We start from the raw sequence: 23,246 nt of genomic DNA on the forward strand, positions 1-23,246 counted from the left end.
TAAATGTTTATGAACGAAATTATGTTAACACATGACCGGCAAACGCAACAATTTTCTGCGAATGATAGCCAAAAGACTGCGCGTTATATGGATGCAAAAGCGGCATCAAAACAAGCATTGCGCGAGCAGCTTGCCAAAGTAACTGCAAAGTTCCTTAAAAATGGCGGCAAGATTGAGCCGATTGAGGGTTTTGAAGGTATCAAGCATAAAGAGCACACCGTTCTTAATAATGATGCCGAGTATGCCGGTTATACGAAGGCTGCGCGGGTAATCCGCTGGGTGAATGAGGATCTGCGTTTAATGCGTAGAAAACAATTATCAATTTATTCAGGCATTGGTAAGAACCGCATTTATTCAATAACTGCAACAAATTGCAATGATCGTGGCGAAATGAGTAACGCAGAATATAAGAAGATCATTGCAGTAATGCCGCAGATTGAAATGCTTGAAATGAAGGCACTGGATGTTGCTGCAGAGGCTGTTGTATGAGCAAGCCAAAAAACCGAGCTAAACGCAAATTCAATCCGAACCGCAAATCAGCTGCAGCAGTTCAAGCTCTGCAGCAGCAGGCAGAGGAACGCCGTAAATACGCTGAGGACATTGAATATACATATGAGCTCGAAATGGAGTTCACAAGTAATGCAATTGATAAATTCGTAAAAGAACAGCGGGCGCTTGAAATTGACTACATCAACAGGTTTCCGAACCGCAATTGCGATCCTTACGACATTTTGATAGGCGCATATTGCTATCAGGACTTAGCCATTGCTTTAGTTCTGGAACACCTCAAAACACCGGAAAAATGGATTCTGGCAGCTGATGGCCACTTTGTAAATTTGAATGATCCTGATTGTCCGATGTTCAGCTTTGAGTACCGTCAAGAAGTGCCAAATGTTCCACATCAAGATTTATGGCACGGCAATAAAGAATGCCTGATTGACATGGGGAATGGACTTAAGCGCAAAGGCTGGAAAGGGTTGCAAGAAGAAATGATTGCTGTGTTTCAAGAACAGGCTGATAAACAGAATTTACCTGACGGTTACACGCTTGAAGAAATTCAAGTTCATATCGCTACTGAAGCTCAATTCAAAAGCGCAACGACTTATCAAGAATTTTTAGAGGTGCAGAAGTGGGTTGAACAGGGTACAGCTCAAAAAAAGCTTCGCTCTTTGTGGCAGCAGGAAACTATGGTGCTACAGGTTAAAAGCATGAAGAAAAATGGACTGGTCAGGAGTGCGGCATGAGTCAATTCAATAAAGGCGCTTTGATCGTCAAAATCCAAGGTATCGATAAACGGCTACATAAAGTCATGAACATGGCAGGTTCTAAAGTACAACTTGCCAGCCTTGATAAAGATGGGCAGCCAGATCCCAAAAGCATACGTGCACCTTATGCAGACCTTTTCCGTTTGGCAAATCAGCATGAACGCTTATGCGGGTACCGCATAGACGACTTGATTGCACATCTTGGATTAAAAGATGCCCGCGACATTTTAAATGGCAGCAAGTCTTCAGATGTATGCAAAGATACGCTGAAAACTCAATTTGATGCATGGCATGCAGTTCAAGAACGCGAGATGCGTGAAGAACAAGGATTTTTTGAGGCCTAATTATGAAAGAAATGGACAAGGTTTTTCTATTTGTTTTCATGCTACTTGGGGCGGCTTTTGTTAAAGCAGGGGGATTTATATGACAAGTTTCATTAAAGGACTGGATTCTTTTAAAACACAGTTTGAACTAAATTTCTCAGAAAAAATCATAGTTGATTTCTTTGCAGGTGGCGGCGGGGCAAGTACAGGCCTTGAAATTGGCCTAAACCGTCCTGTATTTGCAGCCGTGAATCATAATCCTAAGGCTTTATCGATGCATGAGATGAACCATCCTCATGCAAAACATTACGTGCAAGATGTATTCGCTGTCGATCCGGTTGCGATTTGTGAAGGGCGGCCAGTTGGCTGGTTTCATGCGAGCCCAGATTGCACCCATCACTCACAAGCAGCCGGCGGACAGCCGCGCAAAAAAGAGATACGTGATCTTTCGTGGGTTGTTTTGAAATTTGCAGGTAAAGTCCGGCCAGACGTAATCAGTTTAGAGAATGTAAAGCAGATACTGAACTGGGGGCCTTTAATTGCTAAACGTGATAAGGCAACAGGGCGTGTTATTACATTAGAAAAAATTAAAGTCGGTAATAAAACAATTCACCGAGTTGCAGAGCCTGGTGAGCATGTGCCGCGCCACAATCAATTTTTAGTGCCGAATCCGAAGCTAAAGAGCAAAACATGGAAGCACTTTGTTAAAAGTCTGGAAAATTTAGGCTATGTGGTTGAGTGGAAGAAATTAATTGCAGCAGATTTTGGAGCACCTACAACACGCGAGCGCTTATTTTTAGTTGCAAGATGCGATGGTAAGCCAATCGTTTGGCAAGAACCATCATTTCTAAAGGCCCCAAAACGCGGTCAAAAAAAATGGCGCAGCGCTGCAGAATGCATTGATTTTACAGATTTAGGAAAGTCTATATTCGATAGGCCTAAGCCACTTGCTGATGCGACATTGAAGCGAATAGCCCGCGGCTTGAAAAAGTATGTTTTGGAGTGTGAAAAGCCTTATTTTGTTAACCAAACAACACCATTCATCAGCAGGGATTTTGGCACTTCCACCGGTCATGAAATTACAGATCCGCTTGCAACTACAACTTCAACATTTGGCGGGCATAGCTCGTTAGTTTGCCCAATACTGGCGCCGTATTTGACGGAGTTTGCAAATGCATCACAGCAGCGCAATTGGTCCATTGAACAACCATTATCAACGATCTGTGCGCAAGTAAAAGGCGGGCATCACGGATTAGTAGTGCCAATGCTGATTCATGCAGGACATGGAGAAGGAACTCCTGATAAACCACGCTGGAGCAGCGGCTGTGACAACATCAATGACCCGCTGGGAACAATCACGACAGCCGGCGGACGAAGCCTAGTTTCAGCAGTGCTGAGTAAAGAAAATTTAGATGGTGCATTACGGGTTGCTTCGTTCCTGATTAATTTTTATGGAAACGGCGATGCTCGTGATATTACTGCGCCGCTCGATACTGTCACAACAAAGGACCGGCTTGCATTGGTCACAGTTTGGATCAAGGGAGAGCCGTGGGTCATTGTTGATATTTGCATGCGTATGCTTCACCCAAAAGAGCTTTATAAAGCGCAAGGTTTTCCTGAGGGATATGTCATTTCACATGGGCATGATGGAACCCCTTTATCCAAAAAGGACCAGGTGCATATGGTTGGTAATTCAGTATCTCCGATGCCGATGGCTGCTATTGCCGAGGCGAATAATCCATTTGCAGATGAAAAGATCCAGAAATACAGAGGTGCTGTATGAGCCAATTAACATCAAATAGCTTTCAAGTGCCGAATGCGTTTGTAGACCAAGTGTTGTGTCAAATTAGTGATGTAGGTGCAAAATTATATTTAATTATCTGCAGAAAGACCCGCGGCTGGTTCAAAGAAGAAGATTCTATTTCTTTGAGTCAATTTCAAAAGCTTTCAGGAAAGAGCCGTCCAACGATTGTTAAAGCGCTTGATGAACTCATCCAAGTTGGTTTGGTCATTGAGTGTAAATCTACAATTCATGGCAACTCATTTAAGTTGAATGATGAGTGCGTTGTCGGCTGGATGGTGTCATTCCCTAGTAAAAAATCTTTACTAGGTAAAAAAGCAGGTGCAGCTAGTAAAAAATCTTTACCACTGCTAGTAAAGAATTTTAACTACACTAGTAAAGAATCTTTACCGCTACTAGTAAAAATTCTTTACACACAAAAGACACTATCAAAAGACACTATACAAAATAAAAAAATAAATAAAAAAAGTAAGAGTGTTCCTGAACAACCTAAGGCTGAAAAACCGAAAGCGGAAAAGCAAAATTCTTACGATGCTAAATCGATTGAATTACCTGTGAGCGTAAATCGTGACCTCTGGATTCAGTTTGTTGATATGCGCAACGGAAGTAAAAAACCGCTGACTGAAAACGCCGTGAAACTAATTCTTAAAAAATTGGAAAGCTACGGCGCTCAAGCAAACGAATCGCTGGAATATTCAATCATCGGAAATTACCAAGGCGTTTTCCCACCTAAGCAGCCTGTTCAACAACAGCAATACCAAGGCGAATACAAGCAGTCTGCTGAACCGAGTTACTTTGCACAAGCTTTCGATCAATGCAGCAAATCAAATGTAATCGATGTGACGCCTGAGAGCGCCGTAGCGGAGGGATTGATACATGCATGAAATCTTGCACCAGAATGACCTTAGAGATCTGATTACAGCGCTAAGAACTAAATATGCGGGTCAGTTCAATAAGAACTTTGAAGGAAAAAATGCCGTACCGATGGCGACAGTTGAAGCTGAAGCGGCCAAAAATTTAATTGGGGTTACCCCAGCGCAATTTAGACGCGGTTTAGCTTTGCTGTACACAAGCATCAATCGTTTCATGCCGAGTTTTGCTGAATTCCGTGAAATGTGTATCGGCGAAGATTGGTGGAATCCTGAAAAGGCTTGGGTAAAGGCGTGTGAATACACAAAATTGACTAAGCCAAAGCCTATTCAACTTGAAGATGGCACCAAGCAATACAGAGATATTACGACACTTGCAAAATTTGCGCTGGATCAAGTCAAGTCAACGATACAAGACGGTGAGATGTATCGTGCCAAAGATGAATTTATTCGGTTATATCAAGCCTATGTTGCAGAAGCGCAGATCAAAGGCCGAAAGCAGGATTGGTATCAGGAATCCCCAGCATTAGAAACCAAAGCGGACTCAAGAATCCATACACCGGTCAGCAATAGCATTGCACAAAAGCAGCTGGAAAATTTAAAAGCAAAGCTGAATGTGCGCAATCGCGCCGTGGTTAAACCGCAAAAGCTGGAGTCTAAAAAACAGCCTAAGCAGCTGGAAAATTTTTGGCCTGATCCTTTCGAGAACCCCAAGGAATATTTGAAAGCTTGTGACCATGACGGCGTGAAGGTGCCAGGTGTGATCCGCAGACAGATGGGGGATGAAGCGTGAAAATGAATCATCCTTTAATCAGGTACCACGGCGGCAAATTCCGCTTAGCGCATTGGATTATTTCTCAAATGCCAAACCACACTTGCTACACAGAAGTATTTGGCGGCGCTGCTGGCGTTTTACTGCAGAAACCACGAGCTTACTCAGAAGTCTATAACGACCTTGATGGTGAAATTGTCAATTTGTTTGAGGTGCTTCGGGATTCTAGCTCGAGAGGTGAATTAATTGAGCAATTGGTATTAACCCCATACAGCCGCGCTGATTTCGAAAAAGCATGGGAACCGGCAGAAAACAAAATTGAACGGGCGCGCCGCGTATGTGTACGAGCACAGATGGGCTTTGGATCCGCTGGTGCAACCAAAGGGATTACTGGCTTTCGCATTGATACTAAGCGGCAATATGGTACGGCTCAATCGTTATGGTCCACATATCCTGAACATTTGGGAATGATTGGCCAGCGTTTAAGTGGTGTGCTTATTGAGAACCGTCCAGCAACTCAAGTTCTTAAAGATCATGATGCAACGACTACATTGCACTATGTAGATCCGCCGTATGTGATGGATACACGATATGACGGTGCTAAATCAGGCCGTATTTATAGGCATGAAATGGATGATGTAGATCATCAAGATTTGCTTAAGACCTTACTCGATTTAAAAGGCATGGTGATGCTTTCGGGTTATCCGTGTGAATTATATGACGACATGTTGAAAGGCTGGAAGAGAGTGGAAACCAATGCTCGAATTTCATCTGGTCGTGGTACAGATACAAGAACTGAATGCCTTTGGATGAATCCAGCTGCCGCTCAACCTGATTTGTTCGGCGGTGCAGCATGAAAAACAAATTAATTGTAAACACTGCTCAAGCGAGAAAGATTAAAGACAACGCCGTATGTGAAATTGCTGTGAACATGCGCCTTAAAAAAGGGTATAGCCGAAAGTTTTTGGCTGAGAAGAAATTTCAAGACGAAACGTTTTGGGTGGCTGAACCGCTTTGCAGCATTAAAAGTGGTCCTGAGCGATATTGTAAGCATTTTGCCTGTGAACCAGTGCCTGAGGGCTGGCAGCGATACACACTTAATAGATCGGGGAATAACGTGCGCTATGGTGAGCACCGGCATTTAGTCAAATGTACCAGCATACGTGTATCAGATTATTTGGCGGGGCAAATGTTTACCGTGTTTATCACTTTGGAGCGGTTGTGATGAGTGAATTTGATAAAGACGCTTACTTAGAGCATATAAGACTTCATCGCAATGAGTCATTGATCGATATGGCGCGCTGGGGATGGAAATCAAGACAGGATGAGGTTGATGAAATAAAAAAGCGGGTTGATGAAGCATTGCGAATGCTTAGAGATTGGGATGATCAAACTTATCGTGATGATGCTGAGCAATTGATTGGTGAATTGGGTGATGTCCTAAGAGGTGAGCATGAATCTAAATAAGAAGCAACGTGCAGATCTTAAAATGAAATTTGGTGGCCATTGTGCTTATTGCGGTTGCCAATTGGGAGATAAGTGGCATGCCGATCATATTGAGGCGGTAAAGCGCGACATTATTCATGTGGGTGGTGGGAAGTTGATCTCAGGTGAAATGACACGGCCACATTTGGACACCATTGAAAATATGAATCCAGCATGTGTGCCTTGCAATTCTAATAAATCTTCAATGTCGCTTAAAGCATGGCGGAGCCTTTTAGTTCACTATCGAGACGTTCAATTACTGCGAGATAGCACCCATGCGCGGCATCTGCATCGATTTGGCTTAATTGAAATTAAGCCAGACCCAGTGGTGTTTTTCTTCGAAACGTGGCGAGGTGAGGAATGAAACCTAATGACAGTGTAGAAGTAGATTTCATCTCTGAATCACGTACTGAATTTTCAGGTAATCGTTTCACTGGTATGGGCGTTATTGATCGCTGTGAAGATGGCTATGTGTACGGGCGTTTAGACAATGGGCTGCCGTTTATGTGCAATGAAAATGATGTTTCAGTCATGGAGCATGCGCCATGTTTTGAAACATGGATTAAAGCTCAGGAGGATGATTTCAAAATCTTGCTGAACCAACACGGCAAAAGGGTATTTATCAAACGGAATGGTGAATATGAAATCCTATCTGTACGTTTAGCGCACAAAGTATGGCGTATGAATCAAAATGAAGGTGCGATTACGCCACAGCCCATTATGCTAGATATATCAAGTGAGCACTGAGATATAGATGGAATATAGCGCTGCAGAATTGCGCCGTATGGGTTTGGGCCATCTTGCTGCTGAAATGGATAGCAGCAGCAAGCGAACGTCCAAATACAACAACACCAAAACAGAAGAAGATGGAATCAAATTTGATTCTCAGAAAGAATACCGGCGCTATAAAGCGCTCAAGGTTCTTGAACGCGCAGGCCAGATCAGTGACTTAAAGCACCACGTTGCATTTGAGCTGGCGCCGCAAGTGAAATACAGCACAGCAAAAAAAGCAAAGCCGGCATTGCGCTATGAAGCTGATTTTACATACATGGAAAACGGCAAACTGATTGTAGAAGATGTAAAGTCAAAAGACGTCACTGCGAAAGACAAGGTTTATATCATTAAAAAGCACCTGATGATGTGGGTGCATGGCATAGAAATACGGGAGAGTTAAAAGCATGAATGAAAAAGATTTAGAGGAAAAAAGCTCAACTCAAATTATTCTTGAAGCTGTGCATGATCTGCATGACCAGGAACAAGTAGTCACCCGTGAGACTTTGGCTGCCATCCTTCCACAGCTCACCATCGGCAAGATTGATGACCGTCTAAGCTATTTAATCGATACAAATCAAATTAGCCGTGTGCAGCGCGGTGTTTACGTTCCAGTGTTTAAGCACCCGCCAAGTCGTGAGATGTGTAAATACATCCTCAATGACGGCACAGTAAAGATTGAGATAGGTACACAGGTTATTACGCTCACACCTAAAGAGGCCCGCAGTCTTGGGAACTTAATGGTCGCTGAAGCAATGCAATTCTCTAATATTGAAATGGGCCACAACATGGCGCTGATTCAGCAAGAAGTGATTGGGGAGGTGCGTAATATCAAGCGCGAGGTGAAGAAACTAGCACAGATCGAGAAGCAGGGGAATTTGAGTTTATGAGTGCACAAATATTGAAATACGAATTAACGGATGCGTGGGAACAGCAAGTTGAGCTTTATGAAGGCGCTCAAATACTTGATCTGGAATATAAGCAAGACAAAGTGTATTTGTGGGCCGCTGTGGAAGCCAATAAGCCCAAGTGTTCATTCACAATACGCACTGTTGAAACTGGCGGTAGCATAGATTTAATTAAGCATATTCATATAAAAACGCTTCATCTTATTTCTCCTTGGGGGCAGCCATTGGTTTTGCATTATTTCAGGGCTATATAATGGTGGTTGTCATGATTATTTTGGGAAGTAAATTAATGGAAAAATAAATTCGAATGAATCCTCATTTGAAATCCTTTAAGAAAATAAATATTAAGACGGAATTGACTTAAGTTTAGTAAATCACGTGCGCTATTGGATTTTAGATCTACAATTTCAATATGTGTAATAGTGCAATTATTTTTAATTTTAAATTCTTTTATGTACTGATTAATGGGTATATGAATTGATCGTGTGTAATTCATCATACGAAGCATATGAGTTGCTGCCAAAGTTGAGTTACGACCTTTTTCCCCCTTCATCTTTTGTTCTGTCATAACGGTGACTTGTCCAAAAGTTGCAGGCATGTACACTGATCCATCATCTAACGTAACGCCAAATGAATAACCTTTTTTTCGCAAATTCAAGATTTCATCTTCATTAGAAATTTGTGGTGAAACGTCTTTTAGTAAAGACACTTTCTGGTTAAATATTAAATTCGGTTTTTCATTGTGTAAAACCTCTAGAACACTTTTATTAGTCCAAGTATTCGCAAAACCTTTGCCATGCATTTTAGTTTCTATAAAAAACACTTCTTTACTTGTGACGAATGCTAATGCAACTGGCCCTGTACGTTTAATGAAACCATCATTATCAATTACATCACCTAGGTGAAAATGAAAACAACCATAGTCATCAAAAAATCTATCGGAAAAAAGAGGGTTTAAAGTAAATTTACTTAGATATGGATTTAAGTCATCACCTTTAAGAATTTTGCTTTTAAGAATTTGGAAGCCTTGTTTAAATTCATTAGGGACATTGAATTGGCTGGATTCAGTTACTACCCTTGGTTGAATATCAATACGTTTACTCAGGTAATTGCTTAGTTGCATATAAGCAGGAGTAATATTGTCTGACTTAATATTTAGATCAGTTAGATGCTTGGAAGCTAAGGAGTTAATTGCTTTGCTGACAGCTTCGTAAGAAAGTTCTTTAATCATTTTTCTGTTTCATGAAGTATGCTTCAATGTATGTTACAGGTTTGGAATTTTTTGTAAATCGTGCCGTGGAACATTAAACCTAGTACGCACCGCGAACCCGTGTAGGGTTCGACTGAGCGCCGTATGCGCACCATCATCATGTCTGTAAGAAGGCATGGTGAATATGACAAACGTTAAAAAAGCGCCCGATTGGGAAAAAATAGAACTCGAATATAGAGCTGGTGTGAAGTCTATACGTCAAGTGGCGCTTGAGTTTGAAGTATCTGATGCAGCCATCCGCAAGCGTGCAAAGCGTGATGACTGGACACGTGACTTAAACGCGAAAATTCAAGCAAAAGCTGATGACTTGGTTCGCAAAGAGCAGGTTCGCAACGAAGTACGCGCTTCACCAGAATACAAAGCCACAGAAAAAGAAACCATTGATGCCAATGCCAATCTAGTTGCATCAATCCGCATATCACACCGCAAAGATATTGAACGATCACGGCGCATGGTCATGGACCTGTTTAGTGAATTGGAACATATGATCGGCGTTGATCAAGCTAATCTGCTGCAAGAACTGGGCGACATGATGTACAAGCCCAATGACAAAGGCATAGATAAGCTCAATGACTTGTACATGAAGATCATTCAACTGCCGAACCGCGTTAAATCAATTAAGGACTTATCCGATGCCCTTAAGACATTAATTGGCCTAGAGCGTGAAGCACATGGCTTAAATAAAGAAGAAGCGAAGTCAGAAGATGCATTGACTGCATTACTGAACAGTATCGCTCAAAGCAATGGCTCAGCCTTCAATCCCGTTGCAGACGACCTTGATTATCAACAAGAGGACGACGTACGCGAATGAAACGGCCAATGATACTGCTCAATAAATTTTCATTCACGTACACGCTCCAAAATTGCGCCGTAACAGTGCGAAAGGAGTGATGAAGTGATATATACCACCGATTTACGTCCATTACCGACAAACGCAAAGGAGCTGGCAAAGTGCTTAGCCGATCCTTTATGGCGTGTATTTTCAGGCTGCCTTTATAAAATCAAGATCAAAGGCGACGACTTTCGGGATGAATACGGCGTTCTGCAGGTTCCTGATACTTTTGAGCTACCTTTTATTCCCAATGATGCACAGAAACGCTTCATGGATAGGCTCTGGTACCGCAATATTATTCTTAAAGCCCGGCAGCTGGGCTTTACAACACTGATATGTGTTCTTTGGCTAGATCAGGCCTTATTTAATGCCAATCAAAACTGCGGCATCATCGCGCAGGATCTGCCAACTGTTTTTAATATCTTTAAAGACAAGATCAAGTTTGCTTATGACAACCTGCCTGATCAGATCCGTGAACGTTTTCCTTTAAAGACCTGCAATAAATCTGAAATGGAATTCGCGCATAACGGCTCATCTATCCGTGTGGCCACATCATTCCGTTCAGGCACCATGCATCGGCTGCTGATTTCTGAGTTCGGGAAGATATGCGCTACAGATCCGGTAAAAGATGATGAGGTTATTACTGGTTCTATTCCAACCGTACCCACCAACGGCGTACTGGTCATTGAATCAACAGCAGAAGGCCGCAACGGTTCATTCTATGACATGGTTCAGACTGCGCAGGAAAACTATTTAACGCGCAAAAAACTCACCAGTAAGGACTATCGATTCCATTTCTATGCGTGGTGGCAAGAGCCGAAATACCGCATGGATGCATCTACTGTTTATATCGATGAAAAAGACCATGAATATTTTGATGAAGTAGAGCAGACCGTCTATCAAAAAATGGGCGTCAAAATGCGCATCGATCCTGATCAGCGCGCATGGTATGTCGTCACACGTGATAACGATCTCAAAGGAGATCAAGCCAAAATATGGCAGGAATATCCGTCATTCCCTGATGAAGCATTCCAAGTGGCGAAAGATGGCAACTATTACGCCAAGGATATGATCAATCTGCGCAAACGCGGCGGTGTATGCGCCGTGGAAGTGCTGGATCTGCCGACATTTACTTGGTGGGATATTGGGAACAGCGATGGCTGCGCCGTATGGTTCCATCAAATCATGAACCAGCAGGACCGCTTTATTGAGTATTACGAAGCGCATGGCATGGACTTAAAGCACTATGCTGCAGAGATACGGCGCCGTGACTATCTGTATCACACGCATTTCCTGCCGCATGATGCTGCGCATAGGCGATTAGGCGATACCAACAAATCAGTATTAGAGCAGCTGGAAGAGTTATTGCCTGGTCATAACTTTGAAATTGTTCCCCGCATTACCCAGCTTATTACCGGCATTCAGTCTACACGCAAGCATTTAAAGAACGCATGGTTTGATAAAGACCGCTGCGCTTTAGGTATTCAGCGCATTGAAGGCTATCAAAAGAAATTCTCCAAAGCAGACAAACGCTTTATTGATCAACCAAACAAGGCTAATGGCTGCTCAGAAGGTGCAGATGCATTGCGGCAGTGGTCGCAGGCCAAAGATGCGGACATGATTGGCGATTTAGTCTTTACCGGTTCACGGCAGACTTATGATCAGTCTGTAGGTGTGTCGCAATCACAGCAAACTGCGCATCATAGCTACAAAGAAGCACCAGCCAGCGACTGGCGGTTATATTAATTTAGGGGCAGATAATGCAGACAGAACAACAGGGCGTCACAGATCCGCTGGCACTGACGCTTGATGAGCTCACAGAGATTTATCACGAAATTGAAGAACAGCCGCACTGGCGCAGTATTGCTGATAAAGAAATGGATTATGCAGACGGCAATCAGCTCGATTCTGAACTATTGCAAGCGATGCAAAGGCTGGGAATCCCGCCATCGGTTGAGGATGTGATAGGCCCGGCGCTACTGTCTGTGGAAGGCATGGAACTGAATATGCGCACAGATTGGCGCGTTACACCTAACGGCGAACCGGGTGGACAAGATGTAGCTGATGCATTGAACTACAAATTGAATCAGGCAGAGCGCTTGTCTAAAGCCGATGGAGCCTGCAGTGATGCATTCCGCCCTCAAATTGGCTGCGGTGTGGGGATTGTTGAGGTTAAGCGAGATTCTGATCCATTTAATTTCCCGCAACGCTGTGCAAAAGTACATCGCAATGAAGTGCATTGGGATATGAAAGCCAAGGAAAAGGATTTGACTGATGCGCGCTGGTTGCGCCGTACCCGCTGGATTCATCCGGACCAGCTTAAACAAGTCTTTGAACAGCATGTTGAGCTCATTGATACATGCGCACGATACGGCGGCAGCTGGATGAATAGCCCAGAGGCTTTAGATGGCGGTCACAGCACAGGACTGCAGAATGCATGGCTAGAAGGCCGAGCATGGACGTTTAGTGAAAACTTCTGGTACAACCCCACATCAAAAGAAGTGAATATAGTTGAGTTGTGGTACCGCCGCTGGGTGAAAGTCACTGTACTGAAATTTAAAGATGGCCGTGTCGTTGAATATGATGAAATGAACATGGCGCATAATATTGCGCTGGCCAATGGTTATGCTCAGGCAGTAAAAGCGACCGTAACCCGCATGCGCCGCAGCTATTGGCTTGGGCCGCATTGTCTATATGATGGGCCTACGCCGTATTCGCACCGTTATTTCCCTTATGTGTTCTTTTGGGGATTTAGAGAGGATAACACTGGGATTCCATACGGTTTTGTACGCCGAATGAAGTACAACCAAGATGCTATTAATTCAGGCATTTCTAAATTACGCTGGGGCATGGCATCTGTGCGTATTGAACGGACCAAAGGTGCAGTAGATATGCCTGATGACGTTTTACGGCGCCAAGTTGCACGCCCTGATGCAGATATTTTGCTGAATGCTAACCATATGGCTAAATCAGGTGCACGATTTGAAGTGAAGCGAGACTTTGAATTGTCTCAGCAGCATTTTCAGCTGATTAACGACAGCCGTGCTGCAGTAGAGCGAGTCAGCAATATCACCAGCGGTTTTCAAGGCAAGAACAGCAGTGCGACTTCAGGCAGGCAAGAACAGATTCAAGTTGAGCAGTCTAATCAAACTTTGATGAAGATCATGGAGAACTTCCGTGAAGCGCGCACACTGATGGGGGAAATGCTGCTGTCAATGCTGGTTGAAGACATGGGCAATGAAGAGCAGACCGTAATTATTGAAGGTGATGCAGTTACAGCAAACCGAACAGTGGTAATCAACCGCCCTGAAACAGATGAACGAGGTTATTCATATTTATCAAATGACCTGCAGCGTACCCGCTTAAAAGTGGTATTGGATGATGTACCAAGTACACCAGGCTTCCAGCAGCAGCAATTTCAGTCACTTTCTGAAGTGGTTAAATCATTGCCTCCGCATATTCAGAATGCTGTGCTGCCGTTCCTTATGGCACTTTCGGATGTTCCGTTTAAGAAAGAGTTTATCGAAGCCATTCGACAAGCTGCTAAAGCGCCGACTGAAGAAGAGATTGAGCAGCGTATTAAAGAAGCTGTTACTCAGGCTCTTAAAGATGCTGGAAATGAATGGAAAATCAAAGAGCTTGAGCTTAAAGCGCAGAAAACTGACAGTGATATTAAACTTGCTAATGCCAAAGCTGTACAGACGGGCGTCCAAGCAGCTTATTCGGCTATGCAGGGCGGTGTTCAAGTTGCACAGATGCCGCAGATTGCACCTATTGCAGATGACATCATGAAGGGTGCAGGCTATCAGCGGCCTGATCCGCTGGGCGATGATCCAAACTTCATGACAGCCGAGCAGCCTGCAGCGCGAGATATCCGTTCGCCGTATCTGGAAGGGCACGGCGCTCAGATCGGCAGTGAGGGCTTAGCTGAAATGCAGGTCCAGCCAAATACCAGTCCGATGAATCCGCCTGTGCCACAGCAGGGTGGTTCGTCTATGCAGGGGATTGAGACGGCTAGGGTGGGTGATAATATTTAATTGATTTTAAATAATTAAATATGATATTTATGGCTTTTAATTATAAGGTGGAAGTATTTTGAAAGATATTTGTAAGAAGCTTGGAGATCAAATTGAAGAAAATGAACGAGAAAAAGCTAGTCTGGATAATATACAGAGTGATCTAAAGGATGAATATGCTTTAAAAAAATCTCGCTATACATTCAAAATGTTCGGCAATCTAACTCATAAGGAGTTAGAGAATGTGATATCTGATTATGATCAGAAAATTATAGAGAGTGAAAAAAAAATTGAGGAACTGAAAAAAAAATTCAATGAATCAAGCTGCCCCTGTAAGGTTTAACCATTACTGGTACACGGTGCAAAAATAATGCCGGTGTAGAGGCTGCAAAGGCCTATCTTAAAGAACACGGCGTAGATTGCTATATTCACTATCAAATGGACTGAATTATGAAACTAAATAATCTATCTATGGGCATTACGTTAGTGAACAGCGAACCGGACAAACACTATCCTCCTGCAGTCTGCTGGCAGGATGTTGAAAAAAGCCTGGTCTGCCAGAAGTTCGCTGAATTTATGGATTCGTGGGATACCGAGACGCTGCAGATTGCTGGAAGAAAGACCGAAGCGGACACAGCCTGATTTACAGCATGAATGCAAATGACACGGCGTTTGCTTTCCGCCGTATCGGGAACAGCTTTCAATTGTTTTTTGATGGTCATATACAAGAGATTCAGCAGTCTACATTTGATTATTGGGCGGATGGGTGTGAAGCGCTAAAGATTTTTAAATAGTATTTTGTGTGGTTAAGCTATTTTTTATGTAATACAATGGCTTAACCAATTAATTGATATAGTAATAATTATGGAAATTACTAATTTTGACTCAAATGATCTTGCAGCATTTATAGTAAATCGTGAGCTTTATGCTGAAAAGGAGTACTTTTTTGAAAGTAAAGATATATTGAATATTATTTATATATCTCAAGTTCAAGATTTTTGCAAAATCTGTGATAATCAGAAACCATTCATTAATAAAAATTCAAAAACAGAAAATAATCGACATTATCAAGGTTGGCCTACTGTAACTATCATTGAATATGAACAGTCAAAATTCAAGTTCATTCAATTTCAATGTGTAACTTGTGAGGAAGAGACTAGGAACTATATGCTTTTACAAAGTATTAATGATAATAAAATATCTTTTTTAAAGTTTGGTGAGTTTCCTAGAAACGATTTAAAACAAAATAAGCAATTATCAAAATTTTATAAAAAAGATCAGGATCTGTATCGTAAAGCATCTACATGTTTGGCGCATGGATTTGGTGTTGGTGCTTTCGCATACATGAGGCGTATCGTTGAGAATAATATTCTTAATTTATTAGAATTAATTGCTGATGGTTATGATGCGGATGAATCAGTTATAACCGCATTAAATGAACTAAAAAAAGAATCACCTATGAGTGATAAAATTGAAATTGCAAATAATGCATTACCAAGCTCCTTAAAACCTTCTGGTATTAATCCGTTAAAAACAATTTATAAAGTTTTAAGTGAAGGCGTGCATAAATTATCAGATGAAGAGTGTCTAAATAAAGCGAAACAAATTGATCAATGCATGCTTTTTATCACCAGTGAGCTGGCAAATCACAAAAAAAATGTCGAAATGCTGAAAGGCAATCTTTCAAAATTAAATAGTTAAATAGATTGTATGCTTAAAGCCCACTAAATAGTGGGCTTTTTATTCATTTAAAAATATCTACATAGATAATTTGATCAGTATCAAGATCAGCTGTTAATAAATAAAGATTGTTATAAGGTATTTTAGTCTCAATGATATTCGTTATTTGGTTAGGCTCTGAATATTTTAGTTTTCGTCTTTCTTTGTTGAATAAAATGGTCGCTCTTGTTGCTTCAGCTTGGCTCCAATCACTTTTAAAAATAAACTTAACTATGGTTTTGTTTTTTAGTTCATAAATTATTGAGTGATGGAGAGAAAATCCATTTGTATTGCCTTTAATTATATTCCCGCCTGTGATTATTGTTGGTTCAACTTGCTCCTCCTTAGCAGATTTAATTAACTTCACAATTGTTTCTTCTGCAATTGCTTCACCAACTTTTGAAATAAAGCCTTCAGTAAGTTTATAAGCAACAAAAGATATACCCAACAATAAAACTGAAGCTTGCGGCCCCGCAGGTGGATAATTAATAACTGAAATAGCATCAACATTTCCAGTATCTTGTTTTATTTTATTTTGAAAGTCTTCACTTGCATTTTCATTTAATAAAATTATTAAGTTTGAGTCATCTATTGCATTCATTTTAATCATCAATTTAAAAAATAAGTCTTATCTAATCACAAATCTTAAAATTTTTCTCCCCCCCTGTAGGGTTCACACATTCCTGACTACCGCTTGCAAACTAAATGCAGTTGAGCAATCAGCAGCAAGCACGCTTGTAATCAAGCACTAACCTAAGCGGCCACGGCGATATGTGGCAGGAAAGGCATGGAACTTACAGACGAACAAAAACAGATCATTGAAGCGAATAACGGCGAAGTACCGCCTGATCTTGCAGCCGCTCTATTGAACGGTTACGGCGAAACTGGAACAGTAAGTCCAGAAAGCAGTGAGCCGAACACTGCACAAGTCAGCGAACAAGAACCAGCAGACGCGGGTACAGGTGAGCCAGCAGCTCAACCTGATGTACAAACAGCTGCAACCAATGATGCAGATACGGCGCAACAGCCGAATGATGCTGATTTAAATGCAGATAACGCCGTGGTTTTGGCGAAAGATGGAAAACACACTATTCCATTTGATCGTTTAACCGAAGCGCGTGAATCAGCACAGCAGTATAAGCAGCAGGCAGAACAGGCTCAGCAGCAAGCTGAATTAGCCAATCAAAAGTTAGCTGAATTTCAGCAGAAGATGGCAGAGCAGGCAAGCCAGCCGCAGACACAGCAGGCGCAGCAGAATCAAGCAATTGCTGAAGCTGCAGTTGCAGCCAGTGGTAACAGCGCAGAAGTAATGGCTCTATTAGGAGATTTTTCTGAAGAAGCTATTGCCGCAGGTGTTGATAAACTGGTTGATACTAGAGTCATAGCGCAGGTGCAAGCAGTATTAGCTCCGTATCTGCAGCAACAGCAAGCATCGCAGGAACAAACTGCTTATAACAGCCACATGAATGCGATTTTGAATGTGCATCCAGATGCGCCGTCAGTCGTTGAATCTGTGGAATTCAATAAGTGGCTTGATGAGCAGCCAAATGTCGTACGCAGCGCATATAACAATGTGCTGGATAACGGCTCTGCAACTGATGTGAATGAAGTGCTTTCACTGTACAAAACCCAAAGCAATGCATCTACAAATACTGCCGATACGGGTAAACCAGACCTGATTGAAGCAGCCAAGCAAGCTGTAACTAAAGCTCAAACACAAGTGCCGCATAGCGTAAGCGATTTTCCAGCAGGTTCACCTGCAGGCGTTTCGCGTGAAGACCGTCTGGCAGCAATGAATCCTCAGCAGTTAGCCAATGAAATGTCTGACTGGAAGACTGAAGAAATTGAAGCCTACATGAACCGCAATGCATAAAAACATTCGTGGAGAGTATATAAATGCCAAATAAAACCGTTGCCGCATACGGCGACAAAACCAATAACATTACCCAGGCAGTTGGCTTATTTGCTACGCATATGCAGCGTAATTCAACGCTGAATCTGCTGTCTGGGAAAATGCCAAAAGATGAAGCTGGCGCTGAGGCCACTCTGCGCAAGCAAACGACACAGCACATGCCGATTGTACGTGTGCAGGATTTAGAAAAGAAAAAAGGGGATGAAGTTACCTTTCATCTGCTGAACCCTGTAAAAGCCTTACCGATCATGGGCAGCGCTTATGCAGAAGGCCGTGGTGTGGGTTTATCGCTGAACGAAGACCGGCTGCGTGTTAATCAAGCGCGTTTCCCTGTAGATCTGGGTGATGCAATGACTGAAATCCGCAGTCCTGCAGATTTCCGCCGTCTAGGCCGTCCAGTGGCGCAAAGCTTGATGGATCGTTACTGTGATCAGTCAATGCTGGTGCATATGTGCGGCGCACGCGGCTATCAAGACAACATTGAATGGGTTGTCCCTGTTGCTGAGCACGCCAAATTCAAAGAAATCATGGTCAACCCAGTGAAAGCGCCAACGAAAAACCGTCATTTCTTTGCCGATGGTTCTGGTGTGACAGGGGTAACTGATAACGCTGGTGAAGCAGGCTTTGATACATCAGACATGTTTAGCATGGATGTTGTCGATTCAATGGGCAGCGTGCTGGATGAAATGGCTTTGCCGCCTCCGATTGTGAAATTTGAAGGGGATGAAGCTGCAGAAGATTCACCGCTGCGTGTATGGCTGGTGTCTCCATCTCAGTACAACTTCTTCAAATCACAACCAGGCTTCCGTCAGTTCCAAGGCGCTGCCATGGTTCGTGCAGGTCAAGCCAAACAGCACCCGATTTTCCGCGGTGATGTGGGTATATGGGGCAACTTTATTATCCGTAAGATGCCGCGGCCAATCCGCTTCTATGCTGGCGATAATATTAACTATTGCGCAGCCTATGATTCAGAAGCTGAGTCTCAAGTGAAAGTGCCTGCATCCTTCGGTGAAAAGTTTGCAGTTGACCGTTCGATCATTCTTGGCGGTCAGGCGCTTGCTGAAGCATTTGCCAAGAGCAAAAACTCAGGCATGCCGTTCTTTTGGTCTGAAAAAGAGATGGATCACGGCGATAAAGCTGAATTGCTGATTGGCGCTGTACGCGGTGTGTCAAAAATCCGCTTTGCTGTGGATACAGACCTTGGCACTGAGTTCACGGACTATGGCATTACAACGGTTGATACTGTGGTTCCTTGCCGCGGACGTGGCCTGTAATCGGAAAGCCTTCGGGCTTTCTTCTTTAATCCATTTGGAGATTAGCAATCATGGCTAACATTAAATTAAAAGGAAGCGGTTACGGTCAATTCGGCGGCTTTACACCGTATGGCAACGTGACTGTACTGGCCTTTGCGCTGGCAACGACTGCATTAGGCGCAGCAGCTGAATCCAATTCAACAGCTGCTGTTAAAAATGGTGATGTGATTGAACTGGGTATATTACCGACAGGCATGCGCCTTGAAGATGCTCAAGTCATTATCACAACAGCAATGACTGCGGCAACAACAGGCAAATTAGGCTTTGTTTATGAAGATGGCGTGGATGATGCAGCTGTTCCGCAAGATGCAGCGTACTTCATTAATGGCGGATCTTTAGCAACAGCTGCGCGGTTGCGCGCTTCAGGTACAAAACTTGTAGTGCTGCCGAAGCCTGCAAAATTGGTTCTAACCGTTGGTGGCGCGGACAACGCCAAAGCCTCTGACATTAAAGTCTTAGTCTATGGCGAATTGACTGGTCCGAAGTAACTGGCGAGAAAAGCAATAATAAACAGGTTAGAAAACTTGGGGTGATGGTTTCGGGAGATGATCATTGCCCCTTTTTTAATACAAGAGGATAAACGCATGAAAATCGCAACAATCGCAATGCTGTGCCACGCTGTAAACGCTGCCTATTGCCTGTCGCAAGGGGATGAGTCGCAACCATCATGGGAAGATGCCCCGCAGTGGCAAAAGGACAGCGCTATGCTGGGTGTTGAAATGCATCTGAATAACCCTGATGCCTCACCAGAACAGTCTCATGAATCATGGTATGCGCAAAAAGAAGCGGAAGGCTGGAAATACGGCGAAGTTAAAGATGCTGAAAAGAAAGAGCATCCTTGTTTTTTACCGTATGCAGAACTTCCTGATGCTCAAAAAGCCAAAGACTACCTGTTTAAAGCAGTTGTGCATTTGGTTAAGAATCTGCATGAGACTGATGAAATCACTGAGCTTTCAGCACAAATTGTGCAATTGCAAAGCCAAAAAGAGCAGCTGCAGGGCAATCTCAATAACTTTAAGCAGTCTTTGGCTGTGTCTCAAGGTACTCAGTCTGCTGCCGCTGGCGCCGTAACAGGTGTGCGTGTGAAGTATCAAGGCAATAAGGCTGAATACCAGGAGCGTTTATACAGCTCAAATTTAACCTTTACCTATGGTCAGGTGCGCTCTGTGCCTGCAGAGTTGGCTAAAAAACTGCTGAAGCATCCTGAATTTATCATTGATGAAGAGACAGGTGTGGCTGCGTCTGATGCCGCAGTCGATAATACGGCGCAGACATTGCGCCAATCCCAGAAAGAGAACAAAGAAGCAGATACGGATAAAGAGCGCGATTTAGATGCCATTGATCAGATCCGCCAAATGACAGATAAAGATTCACTGGTCCAATATGCCATGCTGAATTTCGGTCAAAAAATGGCGAAAAATCTGTCTGTAGAAAAGATGCAGGAAAAGGTCATTAATCTGATTGATACCATTGGAGTATCTAAAGAATGAAATTAAGTGAATTGCTGCGGCGTTTCCGCGTAGAAGCCAATGACAAGGTCCAGCCTTATTTCAATGAGGATGAGGACGTGATTGCATGGCTAAATGAAGCGGTTGAAGAAGCCTGCATCCGAGGACGTTTAATCCATGAGATGCAAAACCCTGATGTATGCCGTATTGCGGTGAGCCAAGGCAATTCACTATATTCACTGCATGAATCACTGTATGAAATATCGTTTTTAGCCTTTGATTACGGCGATGGGCGCTGCGCTCGCGGTGTGGAAATCGTGTCTCCTGAATATCTGGATCGCTGTTTTTATGATAACTGGAGAACAATGCAAGGCCAGCCTCAATATGCGATTCAAAATGACCGCAGCATTCAATTAGTGCCTGCGCCTGATGAAGATGGCTCCATTGTTCTGAATGGCTACCGGCTGCCGCTGACGGCAATGCAGAACGATGATGAGGCGCCAGGTGATTTGTTTAAAGGACACCATGTGCATTTGGTGCAGTGGGCTTTGCATATGGCGTTCAGTATTCCAGATACTGAGTTTTTTGACCCAAACCGCGCAGCAATTGCTGAGCAAAAATTCACTGATTATTTTGGTGAGCGTCCTGATGCTGACCTGCGCCGTATGACGCGAGAAGATATGCCTCAAACCGTGGTGCCGATCATGCCTTAACCCCTGTAGGGTTTCAGTTCTAGCATAGCCACTTCCCATAATTGGATTAGGTATTTAATTCAATTATGGGATTTTTTTTCATGGCGAATACGTTATATGACTCCGCGCGGCAGCGGTTTTTAGAAGGTCAGTTCAACTGGCTGACAGATGTGGTGAAATGTATTTTGGTCGATTCCGCTGCATACACAGTTCAAACCGGTGTACACCAATATCTCTCTGACATCGGTACTTCGGCTCGTGTCACAACACCAATGACATTGACATCCAAAACAACAGCTGGCGGTGCTGCAGATGCCAATGATGTAACGTTTTCTGCAGTGTCAGGTGCCTCAATTGAGGCAATTGTCTTATACGTTGACACGGGTACTGAGCAAACAAGTCCACTGCTTGCTTACATTGATACGGCGACAGGGCTGCCGATCACACCGAATGGCGGTGACATTATTGTGACTTGGGATAACGGCACGAACAAAATTTTCAAAGTGTAACTCATGGGCGGGGTGTTGCTTTGCATCCCTATCATGTTGTCGGAGTATAGAAGAGTGTCTACCCAAGATGAGAATAAACCAGCCACTCAAACAGTGGGTGTCGTTGGCGCTGCTACAGATGAATACGGTATAGACAGCAAACCTACAGGGATCTGCTGGCCAACATTGGTTCAAGTGCCTAAGTTTCAGATGTTTGCATCTGAATTATCACGCATGTCTTCAGGATCTGTCATGGAATGGATCACAGAATTTGTTTTTAATCAGGTCAAAGAAAAGGGTGAGCAGGCTTTTTTTGATGAATACGCGCAGTGGCATGATCGCAAAGGCTACTGGAACAATGAAACCGTGTATGGGGAGCTGATTGAATGATTAAGAACAGTATGTCTGCAAGCACAGGTCTTCTGAATACTTATGAACTGGCGCATGAGTGGGTTTTATCAACCCATCAGCGACTGATTGATGTGGGGTGCGTGCAAACTGAAGATATTGGGCAATATACCTTGGCACCTTCAGCTGGGACAATTCCATCAGCTACCACATTAGGTTACCGGATATATGAACTGAATGACACTCATAGTTCGGAGCAGCCTGTCTATTTTAAATTGGTATTCCGTGTTACACAGGGTACTGCTACGAATTCAATTTCGTTTGTTGGTGTATATATATTAACTGTGGGTTTTGGGACAGATGGTGGAGGCAATCTCACTGGCTTTACTGCACCTACAGCGCAGCAGCTAGTGATACCAAACACAGATGGAGGTGCGTTGCCTGTTAATGGTGTGCAAGCCCGAACACTTGCAGTAAAAGGTGATGATTTTATGTACCTTGGCGGGCTGCTTGGACTGTCATATCAAGCCTCTTACAACATTCATAATTCTGGTTTTTTTGGAATTCTACGCAATAAAAATAATCAAGGAACTGTTGATCCAGCAGTGATTACCATAATTTATCCAAATACAGGTGTTTCGTCTAATAATTCGCTGCCATTGAGATATCAAAAACTGTCGAAAACAGAAGGTGCATCCAACATTAATACCAACATGCATACTTTACCCCGTATCAACAATGCAGCTGGTGTGCTGTGTGCAGTAGAAGCAGATATTAGTGAGATGTCGATCTTAGAGACAACGGATACACTTTTAGCGCTTCGGACTGCACCTACGGATACGCCTTGGGGGATTTATGAACTGAGTTTGGATGGTGTGACGTCACGCAAATATTTGCATCTCTATACAGCACACAGTACAACAAACCCCACTTCAGCAAATATTCCTTTCAATGCTTGTGTTGACAGCAGAGAACCGACATTAGGGGCCTTAGGATTGCTTTGGGGGGAATAGA

Annotated in this window: 30 protein-coding genes; 28 read left to right on the top strand and 2 right to left on the bottom strand. The window is 43.2% G+C overall.

Features of this window, described 5'->3' with window-relative positions; genetic code table 11:
- Positions 1-9 precede the first annotated feature (9 nt).
- The 14 genes from OKC24_RS01800 to OKC24_RS01865 all read left to right on the top strand — a co-directional run bounded on the left by OKC24_RS01800 (position 10) and on the right by OKC24_RS01865 (position 8,448).
- The gene (locus OKC24_RS01800) at positions 10-489 is read left to right on the top strand and encodes a hypothetical protein (protein WP_265464630.1); all 480 of its coding nucleotides are present in this window, start codon (positions 10-12) and stop codon (positions 487-489) included.
- On the top strand, positions 486-1,244 hold the full coding sequence (locus tag OKC24_RS01805) for a hypothetical protein (RefSeq protein WP_265464632.1): 759 nt from the start codon (positions 486-488) through the stop codon (positions 1,242-1,244). The genes OKC24_RS01800 and OKC24_RS01805 overlap by 4 nt, the downstream gene beginning before the upstream one ends.
- Positions 1,241-1,609 (top strand): hypothetical protein, encoded by a 369-nt coding sequence (locus OKC24_RS01810; RefSeq protein WP_265464634.1) that lies wholly within the window; start codon positions 1,241-1,243, stop codon positions 1,607-1,609. Before OKC24_RS01805 ends, OKC24_RS01810 begins: the two co-directional genes overlap by 4 nt.
- Positions 1,610-1,688: 79 nt before the next feature.
- Positions 1,689-3,371, top strand: coding sequence for a DNA cytosine methyltransferase (locus OKC24_RS01815; RefSeq protein WP_265464635.1), 1,683 nt, complete (start codon positions 1,689-1,691; stop codon positions 3,369-3,371).
- A complete protein-coding gene (locus OKC24_RS01820; RefSeq protein WP_265464636.1) occupies positions 3,368-4,273 on the top strand; it encodes a phage replication initiator YdaU family protein in 906 nt (301 codons plus the stop codon). The genes OKC24_RS01815 and OKC24_RS01820 overlap by 4 nt, the downstream gene beginning before the upstream one ends.
- Entirely contained in the window at positions 4,266-5,051 is a 786-nt protein-coding gene (locus tag OKC24_RS01825) for a hypothetical protein (RefSeq protein ID WP_265464638.1), read from the top strand. The genes OKC24_RS01820 and OKC24_RS01825 overlap by 8 nt, the downstream gene beginning before the upstream one ends.
- Before the next feature lie 2 nt (positions 5,052-5,053).
- Complete coding sequence (locus OKC24_RS01830) at positions 5,054-5,887, top strand: DNA adenine methylase (protein ID WP_265464640.1); 834 nt, start codon at positions 5,054-5,056, stop codon at positions 5,885-5,887.
- A complete protein-coding gene (locus OKC24_RS01835; protein WP_265464641.1) occupies positions 5,884-6,255 on the top strand; it encodes a hypothetical protein in 372 nt (123 codons plus the stop codon). Before OKC24_RS01830 ends, OKC24_RS01835 begins: the two co-directional genes overlap by 4 nt.
- Positions 6,255-6,497, top strand: coding sequence for a hypothetical protein (locus OKC24_RS01840; protein WP_265464642.1), 243 nt, complete (start codon positions 6,255-6,257; stop codon positions 6,495-6,497). Before OKC24_RS01835 ends, OKC24_RS01840 begins: the two co-directional genes overlap by 1 nt.
- A complete protein-coding gene (locus OKC24_RS01845; protein ID WP_265464643.1) occupies positions 6,484-6,879 on the top strand; it encodes an HNH endonuclease in 396 nt (131 codons plus the stop codon). The genes OKC24_RS01840 and OKC24_RS01845 overlap by 14 nt, the downstream gene beginning before the upstream one ends.
- Positions 6,876-7,262 (top strand): hypothetical protein, encoded by a 387-nt coding sequence (locus OKC24_RS01850; RefSeq protein ID WP_265464645.1) that lies wholly within the window; start codon positions 6,876-6,878, stop codon positions 7,260-7,262. Before OKC24_RS01845 ends, OKC24_RS01850 begins: the two co-directional genes overlap by 4 nt.
- Positions 7,263-7,269: 7 nt before the next feature.
- A complete protein-coding gene (locus OKC24_RS01855; RefSeq protein WP_265464646.1) occupies positions 7,270-7,689 on the top strand; it encodes a DUF1064 domain-containing protein in 420 nt (139 codons plus the stop codon).
- Positions 7,690-7,693: 4 nt separating this feature from the next.
- Entirely contained in the window at positions 7,694-8,176 is a 483-nt protein-coding gene (locus tag OKC24_RS01860) for a hypothetical protein (RefSeq protein ID WP_265464647.1), read from the top strand.
- Positions 8,173-8,448 (top strand): DUF7352 domain-containing protein, encoded by a 276-nt coding sequence (locus tag OKC24_RS01865; protein ID WP_265464649.1) that lies wholly within the window; start codon positions 8,173-8,175, stop codon positions 8,446-8,448. Before OKC24_RS01860 ends, OKC24_RS01865 begins: the two co-directional genes overlap by 4 nt.
- Before the next feature lie 32 nt (positions 8,449-8,480).
- Here the strand turns inward: OKC24_RS01865 and OKC24_RS01870 are convergent, their stop codons facing one another.
- Positions 8,481-9,425, bottom strand: coding sequence for a hypothetical protein (locus tag OKC24_RS01870; protein ID WP_265464650.1), 945 nt, complete (start codon positions 9,423-9,425; stop codon positions 8,481-8,483).
- A gap of 163 nt (positions 9,426-9,588) precedes the next feature.
- Between OKC24_RS01870 and OKC24_RS01875 the strand changes: the two genes are divergently transcribed.
- The 6 genes from OKC24_RS01875 to OKC24_RS01900 all read left to right on the top strand — a co-directional run bounded on the left by OKC24_RS01875 (position 9,589) and on the right by OKC24_RS01900 (position 16,013).
- Positions 9,589-10,275, top strand: a complete 687-nt coding sequence (locus OKC24_RS01875; protein WP_265464651.1) for a hypothetical protein — start codon at positions 9,589-9,591, stop codon at positions 10,273-10,275.
- 84 nt (positions 10,276-10,359) lie between these two features.
- Positions 10,360-12,042 (top strand): terminase large subunit, encoded by a 1,683-nt coding sequence (locus tag OKC24_RS01880; RefSeq protein WP_265464652.1) that lies wholly within the window; start codon positions 10,360-10,362, stop codon positions 12,040-12,042.
- Between the two features lie 14 nt (positions 12,043-12,056).
- Positions 12,057-14,333: a portal protein gene (locus OKC24_RS01885; protein WP_265464653.1), complete on the top strand. Its 2,277-nt coding sequence runs from the start codon at positions 12,057-12,059 to the stop codon at positions 14,331-14,333.
- Between the two features lie 58 nt (positions 14,334-14,391).
- A complete protein-coding gene (locus tag OKC24_RS01890) occupies positions 14,392-14,655 on the top strand; it encodes a hypothetical protein (RefSeq protein ID WP_265464655.1) in 264 nt (87 codons plus the stop codon).
- Between the two features lie 107 nt (positions 14,656-14,762).
- Complete coding sequence (locus tag OKC24_RS01895) at positions 14,763-14,954, top strand: hypothetical protein (RefSeq protein WP_265464656.1); 192 nt, start codon at positions 14,763-14,765, stop codon at positions 14,952-14,954.
- Between the two features lie 222 nt (positions 14,955-15,176).
- The gene (locus tag OKC24_RS01900; protein ID WP_265464657.1) at positions 15,177-16,013 is read left to right on the top strand and encodes a hypothetical protein; all 837 of its coding nucleotides are present in this window, start codon (positions 15,177-15,179) and stop codon (positions 16,011-16,013) included.
- Between the two features lie 43 nt (positions 16,014-16,056).
- Here the strand turns inward: OKC24_RS01900 and OKC24_RS01905 are convergent, their stop codons facing one another.
- Positions 16,057-16,632 carry a hypothetical protein gene (locus OKC24_RS01905; protein WP_265464658.1) on the bottom strand — a complete coding sequence of 192 codons (576 nt, stop codon included), beginning with the start codon at positions 16,630-16,632 and terminating at the stop codon, positions 16,057-16,059.
- Between the two features lie 186 nt (positions 16,633-16,818).
- Here OKC24_RS01905 and OKC24_RS01910 point away from each other — a divergent pair, with 186 nt between their 5' ends.
- The 8 genes from OKC24_RS01910 (at position 16,819) to OKC24_RS01945 (ending at position 23,245) form a co-directional block, all read left to right on the top strand.
- A complete protein-coding gene (locus tag OKC24_RS01910) occupies positions 16,819-17,904 on the top strand; it encodes a hypothetical protein (protein WP_265464659.1) in 1,086 nt (361 codons plus the stop codon).
- A gap of 23 nt (positions 17,905-17,927) precedes the next feature.
- Positions 17,928-19,217 carry a phage capsid family protein gene (locus OKC24_RS01915; RefSeq protein ID WP_265464660.1) on the top strand — a complete coding sequence of 430 codons (1,290 nt, stop codon included), beginning with the start codon at positions 17,928-17,930 and terminating at the stop codon, positions 19,215-19,217.
- Between the two features lie 50 nt (positions 19,218-19,267).
- Entirely contained in the window at positions 19,268-19,744 is a 477-nt protein-coding gene (locus tag OKC24_RS01920) for a hypothetical protein (RefSeq protein WP_265464662.1), read from the top strand.
- Between the two features lie 96 nt (positions 19,745-19,840).
- Complete coding sequence (locus tag OKC24_RS01925) at positions 19,841-20,746, top strand: RyR domain-containing protein (RefSeq protein ID WP_265464663.1); 906 nt, start codon at positions 19,841-19,843, stop codon at positions 20,744-20,746.
- Positions 20,743-21,417 carry a phage adaptor protein gene (locus OKC24_RS01930; protein ID WP_265464665.1) on the top strand — a complete coding sequence of 225 codons (675 nt, stop codon included), beginning with the start codon at positions 20,743-20,745 and terminating at the stop codon, positions 21,415-21,417. Before OKC24_RS01925 ends, OKC24_RS01930 begins: the two co-directional genes overlap by 4 nt.
- Before the next feature lie 80 nt (positions 21,418-21,497).
- Positions 21,498-21,905, top strand: a complete 408-nt coding sequence (locus OKC24_RS01935; RefSeq protein ID WP_265464667.1) for a hypothetical protein — start codon at positions 21,498-21,500, stop codon at positions 21,903-21,905.
- Between the two features lie 54 nt (positions 21,906-21,959).
- Complete coding sequence (locus tag OKC24_RS01940; protein ID WP_265464668.1) at positions 21,960-22,274, top strand: hypothetical protein; 315 nt, start codon at positions 21,960-21,962, stop codon at positions 22,272-22,274.
- The gene (locus OKC24_RS01945; protein ID WP_265464670.1) at positions 22,271-23,245 is read left to right on the top strand and encodes a hypothetical protein; all 975 of its coding nucleotides are present in this window, start codon (positions 22,271-22,273) and stop codon (positions 23,243-23,245) included. The genes OKC24_RS01940 and OKC24_RS01945 overlap by 4 nt, the downstream gene beginning before the upstream one ends.
- Position 23,246: the final 1 nt, after the last annotated feature.

Source organism: Acinetobacter entericus (genome assembly GCF_026168575.1).
GTDB classification, from domain to species: domain Bacteria; phylum Pseudomonadota; class Gammaproteobacteria; order Pseudomonadales; family Moraxellaceae; genus Acinetobacter; species Acinetobacter bouvetii.

What these genes read in the sequence shown, in the direction of transcription:
- OKC24_RS01935 (WP_265464667.1), top strand. Translation starts at nt 21,498, where the DNA reads ATGGCGAATACGTTATATGACTCCGCGCGGCAGCGGTTTTTAGAAGGT.
- OKC24_RS01885 (WP_265464653.1), top strand. Translation starts at nt 12,057, where the DNA reads ATGCAGACAGAACAACAGGGCGTCACAGATCCGCTGGCACTGACGCTT.
- OKC24_RS01835 (WP_265464641.1), top strand. Translation starts at nt 5,884, where the DNA reads ATGAAAAACAAATTAATTGTAAACACTGCTCAAGCGAGAAAGATTAAA.
- OKC24_RS01930 (WP_265464665.1), top strand. Translation starts at nt 20,743, where the DNA reads ATGAAATTAAGTGAATTGCTGCGGCGTTTCCGCGTAGAAGCCAATGAC.
- OKC24_RS01860 (WP_265464647.1), top strand. Translation starts at nt 7,694, where the DNA reads ATGAATGAAAAAGATTTAGAGGAAAAAAGCTCAACTCAAATTATTCTT.
- OKC24_RS01865 (WP_265464649.1), top strand. Translation starts at nt 8,173, where the DNA reads ATGAGTGCACAAATATTGAAATACGAATTAACGGATGCGTGGGAACAG.
- OKC24_RS01820 (WP_265464636.1), top strand. Translation starts at nt 3,368, where the DNA reads ATGAGCCAATTAACATCAAATAGCTTTCAAGTGCCGAATGCGTTTGTA.
- OKC24_RS01925 (WP_265464663.1), top strand. Translation starts at nt 19,841, where the DNA reads ATGAAAATCGCAACAATCGCAATGCTGTGCCACGCTGTAAACGCTGCC.
- OKC24_RS01800 (WP_265464630.1), top strand. Translation starts at nt 10, where the DNA reads ATGAACGAAATTATGTTAACACATGACCGGCAAACGCAACAATTTTCT.
- OKC24_RS01815 (WP_265464635.1), top strand. Translation starts at nt 1,689, where the DNA reads ATGACAAGTTTCATTAAAGGACTGGATTCTTTTAAAACACAGTTTGAA.
- OKC24_RS01945 (WP_265464670.1), top strand. Translation starts at nt 22,271, where the DNA reads ATGATTAAGAACAGTATGTCTGCAAGCACAGGTCTTCTGAATACTTAT.
- OKC24_RS01920 (WP_265464662.1), top strand. Translation starts at nt 19,268, where the DNA reads ATGGCTAACATTAAATTAAAAGGAAGCGGTTACGGTCAATTCGGCGGC.
- OKC24_RS01895 (WP_265464656.1), top strand. Translation starts at nt 14,763, where the DNA reads ATGAAACTAAATAATCTATCTATGGGCATTACGTTAGTGAACAGCGAA.
- OKC24_RS01870 (WP_265464650.1), bottom strand. Translation starts at nt 9,425, where the DNA reads ATGATTAAAGAACTTTCTTACGAAGCTGTCAGCAAAGCAATTAACTCC.
- OKC24_RS01830 (WP_265464640.1), top strand. Translation starts at nt 5,054, where the DNA reads ATGAATCATCCTTTAATCAGGTACCACGGCGGCAAATTCCGCTTAGCG.
- OKC24_RS01905 (WP_265464658.1), bottom strand. Translation starts at nt 16,632, where the DNA reads ATGAATGCAATAGATGACTCAAACTTAATAATTTTATTAAATGAAAAT.
- OKC24_RS01900 (WP_265464657.1), top strand. Translation starts at nt 15,177, where the DNA reads ATGGAAATTACTAATTTTGACTCAAATGATCTTGCAGCATTTATAGTA.
- OKC24_RS01910 (WP_265464659.1), top strand. Translation starts at nt 16,819, where the DNA reads ATGGAACTTACAGACGAACAAAAACAGATCATTGAAGCGAATAACGGC.
- OKC24_RS01875 (WP_265464651.1), top strand. Translation starts at nt 9,589, where the DNA reads ATGACAAACGTTAAAAAAGCGCCCGATTGGGAAAAAATAGAACTCGAA.
- OKC24_RS01825 (WP_265464638.1), top strand. Translation starts at nt 4,266, where the DNA reads ATGCATGAAATCTTGCACCAGAATGACCTTAGAGATCTGATTACAGCG.
- OKC24_RS01850 (WP_265464645.1), top strand. Translation starts at nt 6,876, where the DNA reads ATGAAACCTAATGACAGTGTAGAAGTAGATTTCATCTCTGAATCACGT.
- OKC24_RS01840 (WP_265464642.1), top strand. Translation starts at nt 6,255, where the DNA reads ATGAGTGAATTTGATAAAGACGCTTACTTAGAGCATATAAGACTTCAT.
- OKC24_RS01915 (WP_265464660.1), top strand. Translation starts at nt 17,928, where the DNA reads ATGCCAAATAAAACCGTTGCCGCATACGGCGACAAAACCAATAACATT.
- OKC24_RS01810 (WP_265464634.1), top strand. Translation starts at nt 1,241, where the DNA reads ATGAGTCAATTCAATAAAGGCGCTTTGATCGTCAAAATCCAAGGTATC.
- OKC24_RS01845 (WP_265464643.1), top strand. Translation starts at nt 6,484, where the DNA reads ATGAATCTAAATAAGAAGCAACGTGCAGATCTTAAAATGAAATTTGGT.
- OKC24_RS01855 (WP_265464646.1), top strand. Translation starts at nt 7,270, where the DNA reads ATGGAATATAGCGCTGCAGAATTGCGCCGTATGGGTTTGGGCCATCTT.
- OKC24_RS01805 (WP_265464632.1), top strand. Translation starts at nt 486, where the DNA reads ATGAGCAAGCCAAAAAACCGAGCTAAACGCAAATTCAATCCGAACCGC.